This window comes from Coprothermobacter proteolyticus DSM 5265, assembly GCF_000020945.1.
Taxonomy (GTDB): domain Bacteria; phylum Coprothermobacterota; class Coprothermobacteria; order Coprothermobacterales; family Coprothermobacteraceae; genus Coprothermobacter; species Coprothermobacter proteolyticus.
Genome location: NC_011295.1, coordinates 978,083 through 996,750, shown reverse-complemented (window position 1 = coordinate 996,750; position 18,668 = coordinate 978,083). Strand labels below are relative to the sequence as shown.

Here is an 18,668-nt window from a genome sequence, read left to right as displayed (position 1 = left end):
CTATTCCTTGTTCTCGCATCTCCGAATGAATTAAATGTTGACAACATCAACACTCATTCCACTGTTCTGTAAACATTAACACCTATTATAACCTTCTAATACCAGTTGTGGAAAAACTGAAAAGAGTTTAAAGTTAATCTTCATAACTACTCAGCTGTATTCGATAAAGCCTCTTCTACCAGGTGCAGTAGTATGAAGTCGAGTTCATTTGGCCAATTCTCCGGGGCAACCAATGCTATTTTGGCACTATCCAAATGTATTAGGCGCCCCTTGAAGTTGCCCACGTTTGTATCTGATAAATCTTCAATTATGGTGAATCCAGCATGGTTAAGCGTAGCGATGAAATCTTCACGTGCCCTTGCTCCTTCAAGTTTCTCCAGCTGCGATAGTGCTTGTTCCATGTTGGAGACTCTGGAGTTGCTCCTATGGAGGGCTATAACCAAGTACAATGTGTTACATAGCGCTGAAAGTAGCTGATTTGGATTAGGAATGGCTGGATCCTTTACTATGACAAAGCCATTCTCGGTTTCGAAACTTCCCAAAGTACCTATGAGTACTTTCTCTTCTGCAACATTTTTCTCAACCACATTGCCTGGCTGGGAGGAAACATAAACCATGGGATCAGTCATGGCTAAAACTGGCTCGATGCCCTCTACGTGTCCGCCAGCGAGAATGTACTTGTATTCCTTTGGGTTGTAGAGGTAAAGAGCTACTTCTTTCGCTGAAAAGGAAGTTTTCATCCTATTACACATCTGATCAATGAATTCAGCAGATAAGGAATCTGCTTTTCCAATGTTTCCTAAAACTTCCAACTGCTTAAGCAATTCTTTGAACGCACTTATGTAAATCTCCAAGCCTTTTTGTGCCTGTGCCCACTTTTCTTTCTGTTCCGTAAGTAAAGTATTATCATCAACCAGGATTCTCATTTGATGTTGTAAATCAAGTAGTCGTGATTGCACGGTTGACAGTTTTTCAAGCTGCAAACGATTTTCATCTTTGTAATGTCGGTTTTCTTTCCTGAGCTCAAAAAGCAGGACTCCCAGTATGAACAAAAGAAGCACTGATAAAAACAAAAGAAGCCATGACCACGGACTGCTCCAGAACAGGTTTGCCAGAGTAGGTTTTAAAGGCGTAAATCCCGCCGATTTGGCAACCAATGAAACAGCATCGTAATTGCGAACAAGGAACTCTTCAAATTTGTTTTGGAAGAGAATCCCTTGCTGAGTCTTTGCGTAAACTGGGACCAGAGTTAATTCCACATCCATTGATGCTGTGCACGCAGAGGTAGCTGAAAGCCCCAGTTGTAAGCTTTTGGCTATTCTTAAGTTTTCTGAAGTTGTTGGCAAGCAAATAAAGCCGCCGTGAGCAGGTAGGGTTGTAGAGACTGTAGCCAGTGGGGAACCTTCAAAATAAGCATCGGATTCTGTAATACCTGTTCGGGGCCTGCTCAGTACTGCATCAATATCACCCTGTATGAGCTGTTGCATTAACTGATCTAGTGGTTCTTCAACTATGTTTGGTTCAACGCCCGTATACCCGGCAAACAACGTTAGAACGCCTTTGCCAAAAGTGTGCAGCTCGGCCAACGGTAAGCCTGTTAAAAGTTCGTCAGGAACGCCTATGGTTATACCAAAAGCGGGTTTAGCCACAATAAACAAGAAGAATACTAGCAAAGCAGCAAAAGAGATCATAAAGCGCGAAGCGAATTGTTTTTTCAGTTTCCTCACCCCTGCACCGGCATGGTGATTACATTCTACTATTGCCAGAGATAGGTAGAAGTGTTTTTAACCAAAGAAGAATCCAAATGCCAAAGCCTGAGACCACGGCTGGAAAAAATGTGTCAAAAAAATGTTCAATAAGATAGGAATCGATAGGAAGAATCCAAAGCTGATTTCTAAATAGGACATGATGTATATAGTTCCAGACAGTGTCAAAACGTAGCAGGGTAATAGTGACAAAGCCCAGCGTAAGCAATAAAATGATCACGCTTGTTCTTCGTCCAGGGTAGACATCTTGTGGTATGACCCACACAAATGATGCAAGCTCGAGCACCAAAAACCAGGTTCTTACATCTTGCATGTGAAGCATTTCCATTTCGGTGAGCTTTAGCTGAGTACTACCTGTAAGCAAGTAAGTAAGTACATTCTTGTTTTGTGCACCTGGTTTTGCTAAAAGAAAGCTAACCAATGTAGCAAACCAGATTGCTAAAGTTAGTGCCTTTACTATGAAGATTAGAAGCTGTACCTTTGGGTTAGGTTTGTCTTTCCCACCCATAGAAATCGAAGTTATCTGACGAATAGAGTTTCAGCACAAAATCCTTATCCAAGTGGTGAGGGCCTTGAAGTTCGTCTACCACTTTAGCAGCTTCGAAAGGGCTCACGTCGTCCACAGGAGCGTCACTGCCCACTAGTAGTTTTACGCCATAATCCTTCATAAGTCCCCACGCATAGCTTGTTTCAATCCGATTGCCCACACGCTCAGTAGCCCAAGGGAGTTCCTTTGAGAAAATGGGTTGTATGCATGCTGCTATCTCGAGTTTGGCCAGCTCTTCTATCTGATCTAAACGTGTTATTTGCAGGTGTTCTATTCTATCTAATGGGTGTCTTGATTTCTTTAGTACACTTAAGGCTTGATCTATGGCTCTATCTCCGATGGCATGTAGTGCTACTGGTTTGTCCTTCTTGTGGGCTAGCTCCACCAAGGAAAAAAGCTCTTCATCAGTGTGGTTTAGCTTGCCATAATTTCGTGGATCATCACTGTATTCCTTTGTTAAAGCAGCTGTACGTGCTCCTAGTGAACCGTCTAAAAATACCTTTAGTCCCAAAGCATCACTTAACAGCTCGGGATCTGAGGTGTAGAAGGGGAATCCAGCTAAAAGACTCACGTTTTCTTTGGTTACATGCATGTCAACGAACTTTGTTATGCCAAATTCACTGAGCCTACGAACACCTTTTTCCAGCACTTCCTGCTTTGGAATAGCATTTACTTCAATAAACTTCTCCATAAGATTAAAGACTTCTTCCTCTAAGAGCACGCCTGAAGGTGCATTAAACCCAAGCTGTTCCATGGCTTTTGTGTTCAGTACTGCTAAGTGAAGGCATGTCCTCACCAAAAGGGCAGGATGGTCTGGGAACCATGAATCGAGCATGGCTTTTGACGGGATTTGTTTCTCTTTTAGGAACTCTTGATTAAACCTGACTCCAACGTACCAATTGTTCAAAGGATGTGCTCTCAGCGTTTCTTCTATTTCTTCGAAGCTAGTACACTTGGAAAGGTCTGGAAACAGGTTAAGTGCGCTGTAAGTCCACGCATGAAGGTGAAGGTCTGCAAACTTCATTTGATTGTTTTCCATAAAACAATTGTAGCAGGCTCTTTAGGGTTTATAATACTTAAGCCTATTTCTTTTAAACAAAAGGAGGCTACTGCTGTGAAGCATGTGGTTTCGGTTAGTTTGGGTTCTTCCAAAAGAGATAGCACAGCGCAAGCCGTGTTCTTGGGAGAAGAGTTTATATTGGAGCGTGTGGGAACCGATGGTGACATGCAAAAAGCTGTTCAGAAGATTGGAGAGCTCGACGGGAAGGTCGACGCCATTGGTTTGGGGGGTATAGATCTTTACCTGTGGTTGGGTGAGAAGCGCTACGTTATCAGGGATGCAAAGAAGTTAAAACAAGCAGCTAAGATAACTCCCGTGGTAGACGGCTCAGGGCTAAAACATACCTTGGAAAGGAAAGTAGTGGATGATCTTTTTTTCAGAGGAATTTTCCGTCCTGGAATGACCTTTTTCATAACCAGTGGTGTGGACCGCTGGGGTATGGTGGAAGCCATTAGTAAGAATGGCGGAAAGCTAATAATCGGTGACCTCATGTTCGCCTTAAACATAGCCATACCACTTCATTCCATTGGCAGCCTGCGTGCTCTTGGATCTGTCATACTCCCCATAGCTGCAAATCTACCTTTTACTGTGTTATACCCTACCGGATCAAAACAACTGGAGCGCACTCCGAAGTTTGTACAATACTTTAAACAAGCTGATGTCATAGCAGGCGACTATCTTTACATTGACAAGTACATGCCGGAGGACTTGCGGGGCAAGATCATTTTGACAAATACAACCACTTCTGAGAACGTGGAGGAACTTAAAAAGCGTGGTGTTTCGCTTCTTATAACTACCACGCCTGTTATCGAGGGAAGAAGTTTTGGAACCAATGTTCTGGAGGGCGTTTTCACTGCTCTGCTGGGCAAACCTGGTACCCCTCCTCATTATCCAGAATACGAAAAACTGATAGCCCAACTTAACTTAGGTCCCACTATTCGAGTTCTTAACGAAGATTAAAGTATTAAAATATCGCAGATATGGTAAAAGAATTAACAATGGAAAAGATGAAGAATGAATCGCGGCAAAGTTATTTTTGCTGTGGCCATAGCGCCGGAGGTGGAATAGTTGCATGGCTAAATTTGGTTTTGTGTTGCATCCATTGTCCATCGAGGACATAAAGAGTCATATAGGATTTACTAGATACCTACCAGACAGCGTCGTGGAATGGGCAGGCAAGTATGCCAGTCCGTACATAGCTTCTCATGTTACTGGAGTAAGGTCTCTTACTGGTAAAGAAGTAGATGGTTGGTTTGCAGTAGTTCCCATGACACCAAAAATGATGATGCAGGACCAAGAGTATGCAGTAAAGCAGATAATAAAAGCCGGCAAGCTACTTGAAAAGGAAGGTGCTCAGATCATGGGCTTAGGTGCCTATACCTCAGTAGTAAAAGATGCCGGCATTTCCATTGCAAAAGCACTGGATATAGGTGTGACTACCGGTAACAGTTATACAGCTTACACTGCTGGGGAAGCATTACTTCTGGCAGCTAAAGAAGTAGGCATTGATCCCAAGAGTTGTACGTTGACAGTGGTGGGAGCCACAGGCTCCATTGGGAGCGTACTTACTAAAGTATTGGCTCCCCAGGTAGGCAGAGTCATCCTGGTTGCACGAAATATGGACCGTTTGCAGTCATTGGCTGAGGTTTTGAAAAACTACGATGTGGACTACACCAGCAACGTCAGTGAAGGAGTTAGGAAGGCTGATCTCTTGATAACTGTCTCTTCGGCTCCAGAAGCCATAATCGATGCTGAGGATTTGCAGCCAGGTGCCATTGTTGTGGACGTGTCTAGGCCTCGGAATGTTGCGGAGTCTGTTGCGAAGAAGCGATCTGACGTGCTGGTCTTGGACGGCGGCGTAGTTCGCGTGCCCGGTGATGTAGAATTTAACTTTAATTTCGGGTTTGAGCCCAAAACAGCTTATGCTTGCATGAGCGAAACCATGATGCTTGCTTTGGAGGACTGGACAACGGACTTCAGTCTGGGTAGAGACTTGAAGGAAGAGCAAGTAATGTTGACTGGTCAGTGGGCAAAAAAGCACGGATTTGAGGTTATTTGGATGCGGTCATTTGACCGTCCAGTGACAGAAGCACAATTAGATAGAATAAGGGCTATTAGGAGGGTTTCTTGACATGAGAAGAGTAGAAGAAGAAGCAATTTTGACCGAGGAAGGATACAAGAAGATTTTAGAGGAATTAAAATACCTCAAGGAAGTAAAGAGAAAAGAAGTTGCTGAAAAGATTCAGGAAGCGAGAGCTTTGGGCGATCTCTCAGAGAATTCCGAGTTCGAGGCGGCTAAGGAAGAGCAGGCTTTGTTGGAAGAGCGCATAGCTCGCCTTGAGACGCTCGTTTACAATGCCAGAGTAGTGAAGGCGGAGGATTTGGCGTTGGATCAAGTTTCTGTTGGCACTAAAGTGTTGGTGCTTGATGAAAGTGCTGGTCGAGAAGAATCGTTCATCATTGTGGGTAATTCTGAAGAAGTCGATCCCTTCTCGGGGAAGATTTCCTCAAAGTCCCCTCTGGGTAGCAGACTTCTTGGCCGCAAAAGAGGCGACCGTGTTGAAATTAAGCTTCGTAATGGAAGCAAGGCAGTTTATGAAATCCTGGACATAGTGGTGCCGTAGCCATGGAAGAACGTGAGGTCAGACTTAGTAAGCTTGAGCAACTAAAACAGTTAGGTATTGATCCCTTTGGCGTCGTGATCAGAGATGTTGTGCCTATTTCCAAGGTGCGACAGGCGTCAGATGGTGATAATTTCAGCGTTATGGCTCGTGTTACCAGCATACGTCAGCATGGCAAACTCACCTTCGCTGACCTCAAGGACTTCACTGGAAGGTTGCAGATTAGCTTCCGAAAAGACGTGTTGGGTGACAAATACGACTTTTTCAAGAAGTTTATTGATGTGGGAGACGTCATCTACGTTAGGGGTAGTGTTTATCATACGGGCCGTGGAGAGCTCACGTTGGATGTAGAAGACTTCAGGCTGCAGAGCAAATGCCTTAGGCCTTTACCAGAAAAATGGCATGGTGTAAAGGACCCAGAAGTGCGTTATCGTCAGAGGTATTTGGACCTTATCATCGACGATGATTCTCGTGAACGTTTTCGTAAAAGAGCTGATATCATAAAAGCCATTCGTGAGCTGCTGTGGTCCAAAGGTTTTGTAGAAGTGGAGACGCCCATTCTTCAACCCATACCCAGCGGTGCCAGTGCTAAGCCATTCGTCACGCACCACAATGCTTTGGACATAGATCTTTACTTGCGCATTGCTCCGGAACTTTATCTGAAACGTCTTGTAGTGGGTGGTGTTCATAAGGTCTTCGAGCTGGGCAAAAACTTCCGAAATGAGGGCATTGACCAGAATCACAATCCTGAATTCACCATGCTGGAGCTTTATCAAACCCCGGGTGACTACGAAGACATGATGCGAATAACTGAGGACATATTCAGCGCTGCAGCTCAGGTTAGCGGTGCGGCCGAGTGCGTGAGTTTTAAGGGAATGACGGTCAACTTAAGCCGTCCTTTTAAGCGTCTTACGTTTAAAGAAGCTTTTAAACACATTGCTAATTTGGACTGGAGCGATCTGGATACACTGGAAAAGGCCACGGCCGTTATGAAGGCAAATGGCATAGAAATGACGAAAACGCCAACCTGGGAGAATATCATACAAAAGCTGTTTGATGAACTTGTTCAGCCTCATTTGGTTGATCCCACATTTGTTCTCGATTATCCTGTGGAGATAAGCCCGCTTGCTAAGAGAAAGCCAGACGATCCGCGATTTGTGTATCGTTTTGAGCTTTTTGTGGCTGGCATGGAAATGGCGAACGCTTTTTCAGAGCTTCAAGACCCATTTGACCAAAAGGCACGTTTTGAGGAGCAGATGAAACTAAAGGAACAAGGTGAAGAAGAAGTCATACTCATGGATGAGGATTTCGTAGTAGCACTGGAATATGGTCTGCCGCCCACAGGAGGACTTGGCGTGGGCATAGATAGGTTAGTCATGCTACTAACAGAGGCAGAGAACATAAAAGACGTGATTTGGTTCCCCACGTTAAGGCCGAAGTCCACGGAAGCCGTGGTAGAAATCACGGAGCTTGATCAGTAGCACCTGTCTTGGAAGTAAGGCTCTGCTGCCGCAAATGGCCGCAAAGCCCCGTGTGGTTCACTATTGTTTATTGGCGCTGGCGACAGCTAGATTAAGCAGGTAACTTTGTAACAGTATTGAGTTTTTAATATAATAAGGATGAACGGGCAGAGAAGCTTACGCATTTAAGTCTTTTGACTTTTCTAGTTTGGCGCGTAAGAGGTTTTTTGTACGAACAACGTATTGTGTAGCACTGCGAATTAAACGCGCCCGTAGCTCAACGGATAGAGCGTCGGCCTCCGGAGCCGAAGGTTGGAGGTTCGAGTCCTCTCGGGCGCGCCATTAAAGAGAGTGGTGTATTTGCGTGGTCTTGAAAGTCGATCCTTTGAAACCAGAGCAAAGCTTAATTAGAAAGGCATGTCAAGTTCTGCTTGATGGCTTTGTGGTGGCATTTCCCACCGAGACCGTTTATGGCTTAGGTGCTATTGCCACCAATGAGGAGGCAGTAAGAAAGATTTTTCACTTGAAAGGACGCCCTACGGATAATCCCCTAATTGTGCACGTTTCTGACTTAAGCCAAGTTTACGACTTAGTGACGGAGGTTCCTGAAAAGGCAAGAAAAGTTATGGAAGTTTTTTGGCCCGGCCCTCTTAGTGTCATTCTGCAAGCAAAAGAGAGCGTGCCTTTGGTTACGCGAGGAGGATTGGAAAGCGTGGCAATTAGAATGCCTGCTCATCCTGTGGCTTTATCACTCATAAGATGTGCCGGTCCAATTGCGGCGCCCAGCGCAAACAAGAGTGGTAGGCCTTCACCTACAACCGCTGAGCATGTTTACCAAGATTTTGGTGACGATGTGCTCATCTTGGATGCTGGTCCAACCTTAGTTGGTCTTGAATCTACGGTGGTTGATGTAAGGGAGGAACCTTGGAAAATATACCGCCCCGGTGCGGTAACTCGCGAAATGCTTGAAGCACATGGCCATGTTTCAGTTGAATACGTAGGAAAAATTGAGGAAAATGGCGCAGTGCCCTCTCCTGGCATGAAATACAGGCACTATGCCCCAAACGTACCAGTTTTTCTTTTCCGTGACGTTGACGAACTCCCGCCAAACCAAGACATAACAGTGATCGCTTTAGATGGTCTGGCTTCCATTTTGTCTGGAAAACCCAACATCATATTCATCAGTCTGGGCTCTGATCAGCATTCCGCTGCTGCCCGTATTTACATGGCCTTACGGCAAGCCGAACAATTTGGCCGAACTGCTTATGTACAGCTCATGGACGAGGAGGGTATTGGTATTGCCTACAATGAGCGAGTCCGAAAAGCCGCTGGTGCGTCAAGAAAGTTGGCTAATTAAAGTAGCTAGAACAGGGCTTGTGGCTGCACTTTATGTCGTTCTTACTTATCTTTCCAGTGTTTTCAATTTAGCTTTTGGCCCATTGCAATTCAGAGTCTCAGAAAGTTTAACGTTACTACCTCTCATTTGGGGTGAAACCGTTTTTGGATTGACGGTGGGCACATTACTCAGCAATCTTGGTAGTCCCTACGGCATCATTGACTGGGTATTTGGCACGTTGGCCAGCTTTGTTGCCTTAAGTGCGGTTAGATGGATAGGTAAGAAAGGCTATTCTGAGTGGATAGCTGCTTTGGCAGTGTCGGTGGTAAATGCACTTGCCGTTCCGTTTATCATTCTAATTGGAGCTATGGGGTTAAGTTCTTCAAGCATCGGCGGAGTGTTTGTAAGTAGTATTTACTGGTCCTACGCTGCAACCATTTTCATAGAGGAGTTTTGCGTTGTAGCTTTTTTGGGTATACCACTTATTAGGACCATAAAAGGGAGGGTACTAAAGTGATTCAACCTTTGCAATACGATAGGGAAACTGGAACACTTTTCTTGCTGGATCAAACATTATTACCCGATGAGGAGCGTTATGTTCAAGTAAAAACATTGGACGAACTTATCGAAGCTATAAAGGCTTTGAGGGTCAGAGGAGCTCCACTATTGGGTTTAGCAGGCGCATATGGTCTACTCTTTGCAGTTCTTGAAAGTGAAAAGTCTGCACTCTTCTGGGAAGAACTGCAGAGAAGGGTAGACTTACTGGTTAACGCAAGGCCTACTGCCGTGAACCTAAAAAAAGAAGTGGAATCCATTTTGGAGGATATCCCCATGACAGCCGAGCCTTATGAAGTGGCTGCCATAGTTTACGAGAAGGTACTCTCTTTGGAAAGCAGGTTAAGAAACGATGATTTAAGCCTAGCTATGCATGGGGCAGACCTGCTTAAGGGTAAGCGCCGCATACTGACCATATGTAATACTGGAACACTGGCAACTGGGGGCATAGGCACTGCCTTGGGCATCATAAAAGTGAAACATTCTAAAGGTGATCTGGATGTAGCTTACCTGTGCGAAACCAGACCTGTTCTTCAGGGGGCAAGATTATCTGCGTGGGAACTTCTTAAAGAGAACGTTCCCCACTACATAATCACTGACAATGCAGCAACCTATTTAATGTCTTTGGGTAAGGTGGACGCTGTGGTGGTTGGTGCAGATCGTGTGGTTAGAAATGGGGATACCGCCAATAAAGTAGGAACGCTTATGCTCGCTATTGCTGCCAAGCATTATGGCATAGATTTTTACGTTGCTGCTCCTACCAGCAGTTTTGACATGACCATAGCTAATGGTAATGGCATCGTAGTGGAAGAAAGAGACCCTGAAGAGGTTTTACAGATTCACGGTGTAAGGATTGCTCCTAAAGGCAGTCGGGCATTGAACTACGCTTTTGACGTTACGCCAGCGTCTTTGATTGATGGGTACATCACAGAACAAGGTATTTTGAAGGCACCCTTCGCGGAGGTGAACTACATTGGACGATAAGCAGAAAACAAACGAGGAAGTAAAAGCTTCTTCTTTTGACTCAGAGAAGAGTAGTAAGAATCAGGCATTCGAAAACACTGAAGAACCTGCTGAAGGTTTTCAGAACGTTCAACATGATAATGGATCTAATCCCGCGCAAAAACAAAACAGTGAGGCTAAAGAGGCAAGCAAGGACCAAACCAACACGAATAACAATGAGCTTTCTAAAAAACTGGAGCAACTTGAAACTGAAAGGTTGACACTTCAAGAGAAGATTGCAGTTTTGGAGCAGCAGCATAGGGAGCTTGAGGAATTTCTCCTGAAAATGAAACATGAATTTGCATTGGCAAAAGAAGCCCTTAAGCGCGACCAAGAGAAAAAGGAGAGACTCTTAGCAGAATCCATGGCTCGAGATCTATTTCCCATACTTGATACCTTAGATCACGCCTTGGAGCATGATGGCGAAAACAACGGGTTAAGGTTGATTAGAAGCCAGCTTGTTTCAGTTTTAGAAAAGTACGGCGTCGTTGAAGTGGGTAAGGAAGGCGAAGTTTTTGATCCTAATTGGCATGAATTCCTTGGGTATGCAGAAGGGCCAGAAAATAAAATCATAAAAGTGGTGCGAAAGGGTTACAAAATTGGCGATACACTGCTGAGGCCAGCATTGGTGGTCATAGGAAAGGAATCTTCCTGCTGATCTCCATATCTTTTTCACTGATGTTTTGTCCATAAATCTAGGACAAGTACCTATATATTCGCAAGCCATGTTAATGTAATATTAGTATATGAGAAGAATTTTGCGATTTGTCAAAGAGCATGTCTGGTTTTATGTAATTGCTTTAGGTTTGCTTATCGGCGTTGATGCAGTGCAGGTCTATCTTCCTTTGATCTTGGGTGACTTCGTTAATGCTGTTACGGCCCTTGAATCTAATGTGGCTCGTTATGCTTACATATACCTGGCGCTTGTAGTGTGCATGACGCTTATGCGTTATGCGTATCGCTACATACTTCAGCGCATGGCACTAGTATTTGACTATGACCTAAGAAAGAAGACTTTCAGCGAACTTTTGAAGGTACCTAATGAGTTCCTTTATGATTACGATATTGGAGACCTTATGAGCAGACTCACCAACGACTTGCATGCGATTAGACAATTTATGCAAATGGGCCTTATAAGCTTAATAGACGTTTTAGTATTAGGTGTTAGCACCATTGTGATGATGCTCTTACTAGATAGGATGCTGTTTTGGTATGCAGTTGTTCCTCTAATTGGTGTGACCATTTTCACTATTTTCTTTAGCCGGTATATTTTTGTTTTCTTCAAGAAAATTCAAGATACTTTTGGCTCTCTTACCGAGCGTGTCCAAGAGTTTCTTACTAATATTAGAGTGCTGCGTGCTTTTGGAAAAGGCCACAAAGCCATAGGTATTTTTGAATCAGTGAATGCTGATTACTACAAGTATTACTTAAGAGAAGTGCGTCTAGATGCTCTGTTTGGGCCCATAACAGGCCTTTTTGCAGGTATTTCCACGCTTTTGGTAATCTGGGTAGGCATTAGGGAGCTTCAGACGGGACGCCTGGAGTTAGGAACATTGGTTTCTTATGTTAACTACATTGGATTGCTCTTGTGGCCCATGATGGCGATTGGATTTGGTTTGTCGAACCTGCAACGCGCCAACGCCTCTATGAAGAGGATAGAGGACATCATATTGGCGCCCAAAGAGGTTCCTTGTTTTGAACCCTGTCACCATGTTGATAAGTTTGAAAAGCTGGAAGTCAAAAACTTGCATTTTTCTTATGGTGATCGCAAAGTTCTTGAGAACGTGCATTTAGAGGTAAATGCTGGTGAGTTAATTGGTATTGCTGGTCCTATTGGTAGTGGAAAATCCACCCTTACAAAACTTCTTATAAGAGTGCTGGAACCACCGGAAAATACGGTTTTTGTAAATGGCGTAGACGTCAGGCACATACCACTCAAGGAACTCAGATCTTTGGTAACCTACGTACCTCAGAGTATTTACCTGTTCTCCATGACGGTTCGTGACAACCTAAAGTTTGGGAATCCGTTAGCCACAGATGAGCAAATCTGGGAGGCCCTTGAAGTAGCTTGCTTGGCAGAGGATATTAGGCTGCTACCGCAAGGTCTGGACACCCTCATTGGTGAAAGAGGACTCACTTTGTCCGGTGGTCAAAAACAGCGCATGGCAATAGCACGTGCCTTGTTAGCTGACAGGCCTGTTCTCATGCTGGACGATGCTTTTTCTGCTCTAGATACGGTTACTGAGGAACAGTTGGTCAAGAATCTGGTGGACTATGCTCGTTTAAACAATAAGAGTGTAATCTTAGTTAGCCACAGAATTAGCGCTCTGCTACCCACGGACAGAGTTTACGTGCTAATAAGCGGTAGCACCAAAGAATTTGGTCCTCCTGCTGAGCTCATAAAACAACAGGGGTATCTGGCTCACCTTTATAGAATTCAAGTGCTGGAGGGGTTAGTCCATGGATGATGTTTTAGAACAAGAAGAACAGACGCGGCACCACAACGACAAGGAACTGTTAGCGTTTCTGTGGCCTTACATAAGACCACATTTGGCAGTTATAATTGTTACACTGCTAGCTACCCTCGGTTCGGCAATAAGTTCTGTACTCCAGCCTTATATCTTTAAAATCATCATTGACGATCACATAAAAGTTATGAACTTCAACGGCTTAGGCACTTTACTAATTATTTACCTCGTACTATTGGGCGCTTACTTTGCTTTCAGCTGGACTCAGATGTATCTTAGCAGTGTTTTTGGTCAGAAGATTACTTGGCAGCTTCGTGTGGATTTAATGAAATACCTCATGTCTTTGAAAGTAGATTTCTTCAGCAGAAATCCTGTTGGAAAGTTGGTAACGCGTGTAACTAATGACGTAGCAAACCTCAACGAAATGATAAGTGCCGGTTTCGTGTCTTTAATTGCAGACGTTTTCCTGTTGGTCAGCATTTTTATCATGATGCTGCTTATGAACTGGCGCCTTACTTTGGTGGTGTTATTAGCTGTGGTACCTGTGGGCATCATGCTGCAAGTACTGGGTTTTGCTCTTAGGCGTGTGTGGCGTGTTATTCGACGTGTGGTCTCGCGTATGAATGTATATACTCAGGAAATGCTTTCGGGCTTTGTGGTAGTAAAGGCTTTTACCAGAGAGCCGCTGTGTGAAGAGGAATATGATGTCATAAACCAGGAACACTACAAATACCAGTTGCAAGCAGCTCGATTAAGAGTTTTCTTTTACCCCTCAGTGAGTTTTCTCAGAGAGCTCAGTCGTGCACTGGTTCTATTGTATGGCGGTTACCTCATCTCAAGGGGACTGGTTACCGTGGGCACACTGGTTTCTTTCTTCCAGCTCCTGCCTATGATGTTCGACCCCATTGCAGATTTTTCCGATAAGTTTACGCTTTTCCAAACAGCCTTCGCGTCTCTAGAAAAGATCATGGACGTCATGGAAGTCAAGGAAGTGGAGTACAAAGGAAAAGACTATGCTGGACCACTCCATGGGGACGTTGCTTTCGATTCAGTGAGTTTTGCCTATGGTGAAGAACCGGTTCTTAAAGATGTTTCCTTTGATCTTGGGCAGGGGCAAACGTTAGCCATTGTTGGGCCAACAGGTGCTGGCAAATCAACCATTTTGAATTTACTTATTGGTTTCTATGATAACTATGACGGAAATGTTTTCGTGGACGATGTAGAACTAAGGGAATGGAATATCGAGGAGTACCGTCATAATTTGGCTTTGGTACTTCAGGAAGTACAGCTTTTCCACGATACCGTAAGGAACAATATAACGCTATGGGACAACGCCACCGATGAGGAACTGGAAGAAATACTAAGAATAGTGAATGCTGACTTCGTTATGAACTTACCGGGCGGTTTGGACTACATGTTGGCTCCTGAAGGCGCCAACCTTTCTCAGGGCCAAAGGCAGCTTATAGCTTTTGCCAGGGCTCTGTACCACAAACCAAAGCTTCTTTTGCTAGATGAAGCGACTGCAAACATCGATACCGATACAGAACGTTTAATTCAGAACGCATTGCCGCGGCTAATGGCCGGGCGCACAACTGTGGTCATTGCTCACAGGCTGAGCACCATTCAAGAAGCTGATAAAATAATCGTAATTAACCATGGAAGGGTGATAGAATCGGGAACTCATCAAGAATTAATAGCGAAGAAAGGATTTTACTATGAACTTTACACCACCCAGCTCATGGCTGGTACTGCGGGAGTGATGGAATGAACCTGTTAAATCAAATCTTGTTTTTTGTTCTGTTCATGTACTGTGTAATCTTGCATGAAGTTGCTCATGGCTACGCAGCACGTATCTCTGGTGATGACACTGCGTACCTGAGCGGAAGATTAACGCTTGATCCGCTAGCTCATATCGACCTGATGGGAACTGTTGTTTTGCCGCTCCTTCTGTACATCATGGGGTCTCCAGTGTTGTTTGGTTGGGCAAAACCTGTGCCCATAAATTTGTATAAGCTTGACTCGAAGGGTCTTTTCTTAGTAAGTGTTGCTGGTGTTTTTACGAATTTTGTCCTAAGCTTGCTTTTGTTGGTACTGTACAAGTTTATTCCGTGGTCGGTGCTACTGCAGTTATCGTTGGTCAACTTTTGGCTTATGGCTTTTAACTTAATTCCTTTGCCACCATTGGATGGCAGCAAGATTCTTCTCAGCTTCTTCTCTTTTGAAACCAGAGCAAGAGCAATGGCATTTGATCGGTACGGGTTTTTCATCGTATTCTTATTGCTCGCGCTGAACTTCTTCAACGGCTACTTTAACTTGGTTTACAGAGCTTTTATTAGCATTGCGAACCTCATTTTGTGAAGAAGCTGCATGCTTAAGTCAATAGGTTCTTTGTACTTCAAGCGTTGGTTTGTCAGCCTCTATTGACAAGCTCCGTGTCAATGCTATAATAATAACAGTCGGTTCCGGAGTAGCTCAATCGGCAGAGCAGCGGACTGTTAATCCGTTGGTTGCAGGTTCGAGTCCTGCCTCCGGAGCCATTTTTATTTTGTCATGTGAAAAACAAAGAGCCCCCGTTGATTTGGGGGCTCTTTGTCATAACGTTTATTGGGTGCGAGTGGTTTATTCTCTTTGGCCAAGTTCATGGTCCAGCATGAGCAAACCTGCTGGTGCATCGTTTATCATTTCAAGCTTTTTCATTACATGCTCAGCCTGAGCTTCCTCTTCCACTTGTTCTTTCACATACCACTGCAAAAACTCCATGGTGCCATAGTCTTTCGCCGACTGTGCTATTTCAAGAAGGCTGTAGATGGACTGGGTGATAAACCTTTCATGGTCATAGGCGTCTTGGAAAACCTTCAAAGGCGACTCCCATGTTTGCTGAGGCTTCTCGATGGCCATAAGCTCCACGTGCCCCCCACGTTCCAGCACGTAGTTAAAAAGTTTCATGGCATGGTTGAGCTCTTCCGCGGATTGTGCTTTCATCCATTTAGCAAACCCAGCCAAATTCTTAGACTCAAAGTCAGCAGCCATGGATAAATACAAGTAAGCTGAGAAGAGTTCCTTATTAATCTGTTCGTTTAAAGCTTTTTCTACTGTTTCTGTAAGCAAGCTAATCTACCTCCCTGCCTATTCTAAGGCTTTCACAATTTCTTCGTAAGGTGGTTCCTTACCTGGGTCTTCGCTCACCCATGCGTAAGTCACTTTTCCGTCTTCCACAATAAACACTGCTCTTTTCGCCGCAGTATAGTTAGGAACACCGGCAAAATCAGTGTGAACTCCACCGTATTGTTTTGCTACTTCTCCGCCAAAATCCGATAGTAAGGAGAACTCAATGCCGTTGTGCTCTGCAAAGGCTTTGTTAGCAAAAGGTGTATCTACGCTTATTCCTAAGACTGTTGCCTCAAGTTCGTTGAATCTAGCCATCATGTCTCGGAAGGTGCACATTTCCTTAGTGCATACGCCAGTAAATGCTCCAGGGTAAAAAGCCAGAACAACTTTTCCTTTGAGCGAGGACAGTCTAACTCTTTTTAGATTATGATCGGTTAATTCAAAGTCTGGTGCTGAACTTCCCACTGTTAACATATTTTTATCACCTCTAAAAAGGGAATACCCAAAATCCTGCACACTTATTCTTTACTATGCATGCGAGAATATATCCAAAGACAGGAGGTGCTTTATAGGCTATGAAAGAGGGCTTAGATGTGGTTTTGAATTTTCAACGCAATGAGATTACTGAGGCGCAGGTTTACGGTTTTTTAAGTAAATTGGCGAAGGGGAAGAACAAAGAGATTTTAAACAGAATCAGAAATGACGAACTTAAGCACTACCAAATGTGGCGTGAAATCAGCGGTCAAGATGTGAACATAAACTGGCTAAAAGTGTTTTACTACTCCTTGCTGGCACTCATATTTGGTGTCACCTTTACCATAAAACTCATGGAAAAGGGAGAGGAAAGCGCAGAGCTCGCCTACAAAGGTATTGCTTCCCAATATACTCAAGCAGAAGCCATTTATAAAGACGAAGAGAAGCATGAAGAAACCCTGTATAAGCTTATCGAGGAAGAGAAACTGTCCTACTTAGGTTCCATTGTTTTGGGTTTGAACGATGCACTGGTGGAAATTACAGGTACACTGGCAGGGCTGAGTTTCGCTTTGCGGGTATCTCAAACTGTTGGCATTGCGGGATTAATTACTGGGGTTGCTGCTTCACTTTCCATGGCAGCATCGGAGTATTTGTCTCAAGTTGCTGATGGAAAGCCTAACCCAATGAAGGCTGCCATTTACACTTTAATTGCCTACTTCGTGGTGGTGTTGGCTCTTGTGCTACCATACTTCTTTATAGGTGACGCTGTTACCGCTTTTGTGTTTACAGTGGGCATCGGACTACTTGTAGTAGTTTACTATGCTGGTTTCGCTTCCGTAATACATGAAAAATCTTTTGAGGGCACTTTTCTGCAGATGCTTTTAGTCGTATTTGGAGTTTCTCTAATTTCCTTTGGCATAGGAGAACTGGCACGACGTGTGTTTGGTATCTCTGTTTGAATAGCTACTGTGTTGTACTGCACTACCAACTGTTTAAGTAATACCAGTTATCTTGCGGCAAAACAGGTTCATGATAGCGATCATTGGTGTGAGCGTTAGTGAGTATCTCAATGGTATCATTCCTGACTACTATCATGGTGTGTCCTTGGTCAGCCATCATAAGGCCACCCGCTCTTATTTCCCAGCTTTTTACTGAGCGAACTACCTTCTTTTGTTGAAGTAAGTAACGTCTAAGCCCTGAAGAACTTGTCCACGCCCAGCCGTTTGCAGCGTCTTTTAGCCGCTGCCATTTACCAGGCTCTACCGGCAATCCTGCATAGTTCAAAGCTTGAGAAGCGAAATCTGCGCAATCGGTGCTGCACAAGAAATCGTAGTAAGGCCACTGCTCGTTATTCCACTTTGTCTTATCGTTAGCGATGACGGTTCCTGGGCACACTGTGGTAGCGTTGCTGGTGTATTTATCAGCGTACTCAACCACTTTCCAAGGGTCGTAGTACATGTTCTTTAGAGGTATGGTCGTTCCGTTTAGGACTCTTTGCATGCTCTGTTTTCCAAGGTCGTACATGGTTTGAGCAGATAGTGGTTTGAAGTCTTTAAGTTCTATTCGCTGGTATTGTGGTTGTTCCACCAGTACCTTAAGGTTGTTTTCGCTCAAGGTATTTGATGCGGTCAGAGATGCGGTCACGTACAGAAACATATAACTGTCGTATTTCTTGCCTATGTACCGAGCGAGTTCATCATATGTTCTATCCAGGTAAGTAACCACATTTGTCAGTGTCGAGGCTGAAAGATTCTTGTTCTTTTGCTTTATAAGTTCCACTTTTTGGTTCTGCTCCTCTAAGTATGGGTAGCTTTGCAGACCTAAAGCACCTAGAGCACCTTTTATGAAGGGAAGCTCATCCACTGTCTTGTACTTTAGCGTTTTCACTGCTTTCATTAAAACAGTAGCTGTATAGGTATTTTTGTTTGTGTTTTCGCTCACGAAGGTCAAAGAAACGCTGTCCACTTGGTAAAAAGTTTCATAGTTGCGTTTATAGGTGTTGATGATGTACCGCTCTAACGTTTGCTGGGGCGTTTCGGGTAATGGTGGTTGCCCTTCGTATTTTCCACCCTCAGCTCTTGCACTACTAGAACTGGTGACATTACCATTTGCAGCGGGGCTGCATCCTGCCAAAAAGAACACAACTAAACACAAAAGAGCGACAACCTTAGTCTTCATAAGCTCAGTTTACCATGTGGCTTTCTGAAAAGAAACACACACGCAATCAACTGTTTTAATTGAATATACTTAAGCTTTGTAAGGTATATCACT

At 44.1% G+C, this 18,668-nt stretch carries 18 protein-coding genes and 2 tRNA genes; 14 read left to right on the top strand and 6 right to left on the bottom strand.

Annotation, left to right across the window (positions count from 1 at the left end):
- Nucleotides 1-146: 146 nt before the first annotated feature.
- From COPRO5265_RS05290 to COPRO5265_RS05280, 3 genes are read right to left on the bottom strand one after another with little or no spacing between them, the layout of a single operon-like run.
- On the bottom strand, nt 147-1,727 hold the full coding sequence (locus COPRO5265_RS05290) for a hypothetical protein (RefSeq protein WP_143708111.1): 1,581 nt from the start codon (nt 1,725-1,727) through the stop codon (nt 147-149).
- A 19-nt stretch (nt 1,728-1,746) separates the two neighbouring features.
- Nucleotides 1,747-2,274 (bottom strand): lipoprotein intramolecular transacylase Lit, encoded by a 528-nt coding sequence (locus tag COPRO5265_RS05285; protein WP_083760231.1) that lies wholly within the window; start codon nt 2,272-2,274, stop codon nt 1,747-1,749.
- On the bottom strand, nt 2,252-3,352 hold the full coding sequence (locus COPRO5265_RS05280) for an amidohydrolase (protein ID WP_143708110.1): 1,101 nt from the start codon (nt 3,350-3,352) through the stop codon (nt 2,252-2,254). The genes COPRO5265_RS05285 and COPRO5265_RS05280 overlap by 23 nt, the downstream gene beginning before the upstream one ends.
- Before the next feature lie 75 nt (nt 3,353-3,427).
- Between COPRO5265_RS05280 and COPRO5265_RS05275 the strand changes: the two genes are divergently transcribed.
- The 13 genes from COPRO5265_RS05275 (at nt 3,428) to COPRO5265_RS05215 (ending at nt 15,352) form a co-directional block, all read left to right on the top strand.
- Nucleotides 3,428-4,333 (top strand): hypothetical protein, encoded by a 906-nt coding sequence (locus COPRO5265_RS05275; RefSeq protein WP_012543749.1) that lies wholly within the window; start codon nt 3,428-3,430, stop codon nt 4,331-4,333.
- Between the two features lie 112 nt (nt 4,334-4,445).
- Nucleotides 4,446-5,504, top strand: a complete 1,059-nt coding sequence (locus COPRO5265_RS05270) for a shikimate 5-dehydrogenase (RefSeq protein WP_012544232.1) — start codon at nt 4,446-4,448, stop codon at nt 5,502-5,504.
- A 1-nt stretch (nt 5,505) separates the two neighbouring features.
- Nucleotides 5,506-5,997 carry a transcription elongation factor GreA gene (gene greA / locus COPRO5265_RS05265; protein ID WP_012543628.1) on the top strand — a complete coding sequence of 164 codons (492 nt, stop codon included), beginning with the start codon at nt 5,506-5,508 and terminating at the stop codon, nt 5,995-5,997.
- Nucleotides 5,998-5,999: 2 nt separating this feature from the next.
- Nucleotides 6,000-7,475: a lysine--tRNA ligase gene (lysS, locus tag COPRO5265_RS05260; RefSeq protein ID WP_012544633.1), complete on the top strand. Its 1,476-nt coding sequence runs from the start codon at nt 6,000-6,002 to the stop codon at nt 7,473-7,475.
- A gap of 245 nt (nt 7,476-7,720) precedes the next feature.
- A tRNA-Arg gene (locus COPRO5265_RS05255) sits at nt 7,721-7,796 on the top strand.
- Nucleotides 7,797-7,818: 22 nt separating this feature from the next.
- Nucleotides 7,819-8,811, top strand: a complete 993-nt coding sequence (locus tag COPRO5265_RS05250; RefSeq protein WP_012544059.1) for an L-threonylcarbamoyladenylate synthase — start codon at nt 7,819-7,821, stop codon at nt 8,809-8,811.
- Nucleotides 8,762-9,307: a QueT transporter family protein gene (locus tag COPRO5265_RS07405; protein WP_012544837.1), complete on the top strand. Its 546-nt coding sequence runs from the start codon at nt 8,762-8,764 to the stop codon at nt 9,305-9,307. Before COPRO5265_RS05250 ends, COPRO5265_RS07405 begins: the two co-directional genes overlap by 50 nt.
- The gene (gene mtnA / locus COPRO5265_RS05240; protein WP_012544679.1) at nt 9,304-10,329 is read left to right on the top strand and encodes an S-methyl-5-thioribose-1-phosphate isomerase; all 1,026 of its coding nucleotides are present in this window, start codon (nt 9,304-9,306) and stop codon (nt 10,327-10,329) included. The genes COPRO5265_RS07405 and mtnA overlap by 4 nt, the downstream gene beginning before the upstream one ends.
- A complete protein-coding gene (grpE, locus tag COPRO5265_RS05235; RefSeq protein WP_012544530.1) occupies nt 10,319-11,005 on the top strand; it encodes a nucleotide exchange factor GrpE in 687 nt (228 codons plus the stop codon). Before mtnA ends, grpE begins: the two co-directional genes overlap by 11 nt.
- An 88-nt stretch (nt 11,006-11,093) precedes the next feature.
- A complete protein-coding gene (locus COPRO5265_RS05230) occupies nt 11,094-12,815 on the top strand; it encodes an ABC transporter ATP-binding protein (RefSeq protein ID WP_234397940.1) in 1,722 nt (573 codons plus the stop codon).
- On the top strand, nt 12,808-14,583 hold the full coding sequence (locus COPRO5265_RS05225) for an ABC transporter ATP-binding protein (protein ID WP_012544312.1): 1,776 nt from the start codon (nt 12,808-12,810) through the stop codon (nt 14,581-14,583). The genes COPRO5265_RS05230 and COPRO5265_RS05225 overlap by 8 nt, the downstream gene beginning before the upstream one ends.
- Nucleotides 14,580-15,173, top strand: a complete 594-nt coding sequence (locus COPRO5265_RS05220; protein ID WP_012544329.1) for a site-2 protease family protein — start codon at nt 14,580-14,582, stop codon at nt 15,171-15,173. The genes COPRO5265_RS05225 and COPRO5265_RS05220 overlap by 4 nt, the downstream gene beginning before the upstream one ends.
- 103 nt (nt 15,174-15,276) lie before the next feature.
- Nucleotides 15,277-15,352 (top strand) — tRNA-Asn (locus tag COPRO5265_RS05215).
- Nucleotides 15,353-15,434: 82 nt separating this feature from the next.
- Here the strand turns inward: COPRO5265_RS05215 and COPRO5265_RS05210 are convergent.
- The gene (locus COPRO5265_RS05210; protein WP_012544235.1) at nt 15,435-15,923 is read right to left on the bottom strand and encodes a ferritin; all 489 of its coding nucleotides are present in this window, start codon (nt 15,921-15,923) and stop codon (nt 15,435-15,437) included.
- Nucleotides 15,924-15,941: 18 nt separating this feature from the next.
- On the bottom strand, nt 15,942-16,397 hold the full coding sequence (locus COPRO5265_RS05205; RefSeq protein WP_012543765.1) for a peroxiredoxin: 456 nt from the start codon (nt 16,395-16,397) through the stop codon (nt 15,942-15,944).
- 101 nt (nt 16,398-16,498) lie between these two features.
- On the opposite strand from COPRO5265_RS05205, the gene COPRO5265_RS05200 reads away from it, so the two are divergent.
- Nucleotides 16,499-17,356, top strand: coding sequence for a VIT1/CCC1 transporter family protein (locus tag COPRO5265_RS05200; protein WP_012544411.1), 858 nt, complete (start codon nt 16,499-16,501; stop codon nt 17,354-17,356).
- Between the two features lie 22 nt (nt 17,357-17,378).
- Here the strand turns inward: COPRO5265_RS05200 and COPRO5265_RS05195 are convergent, their stop codons facing one another.
- Nucleotides 17,379-18,575 carry an amidase domain-containing protein gene (locus COPRO5265_RS05195; RefSeq protein ID WP_012543510.1) on the bottom strand — a complete coding sequence of 399 codons (1,197 nt, stop codon included), beginning with the start codon at nt 18,573-18,575 and terminating at the stop codon, nt 17,379-17,381.
- Nucleotides 18,576-18,668: the final 93 nt, after the last annotated feature.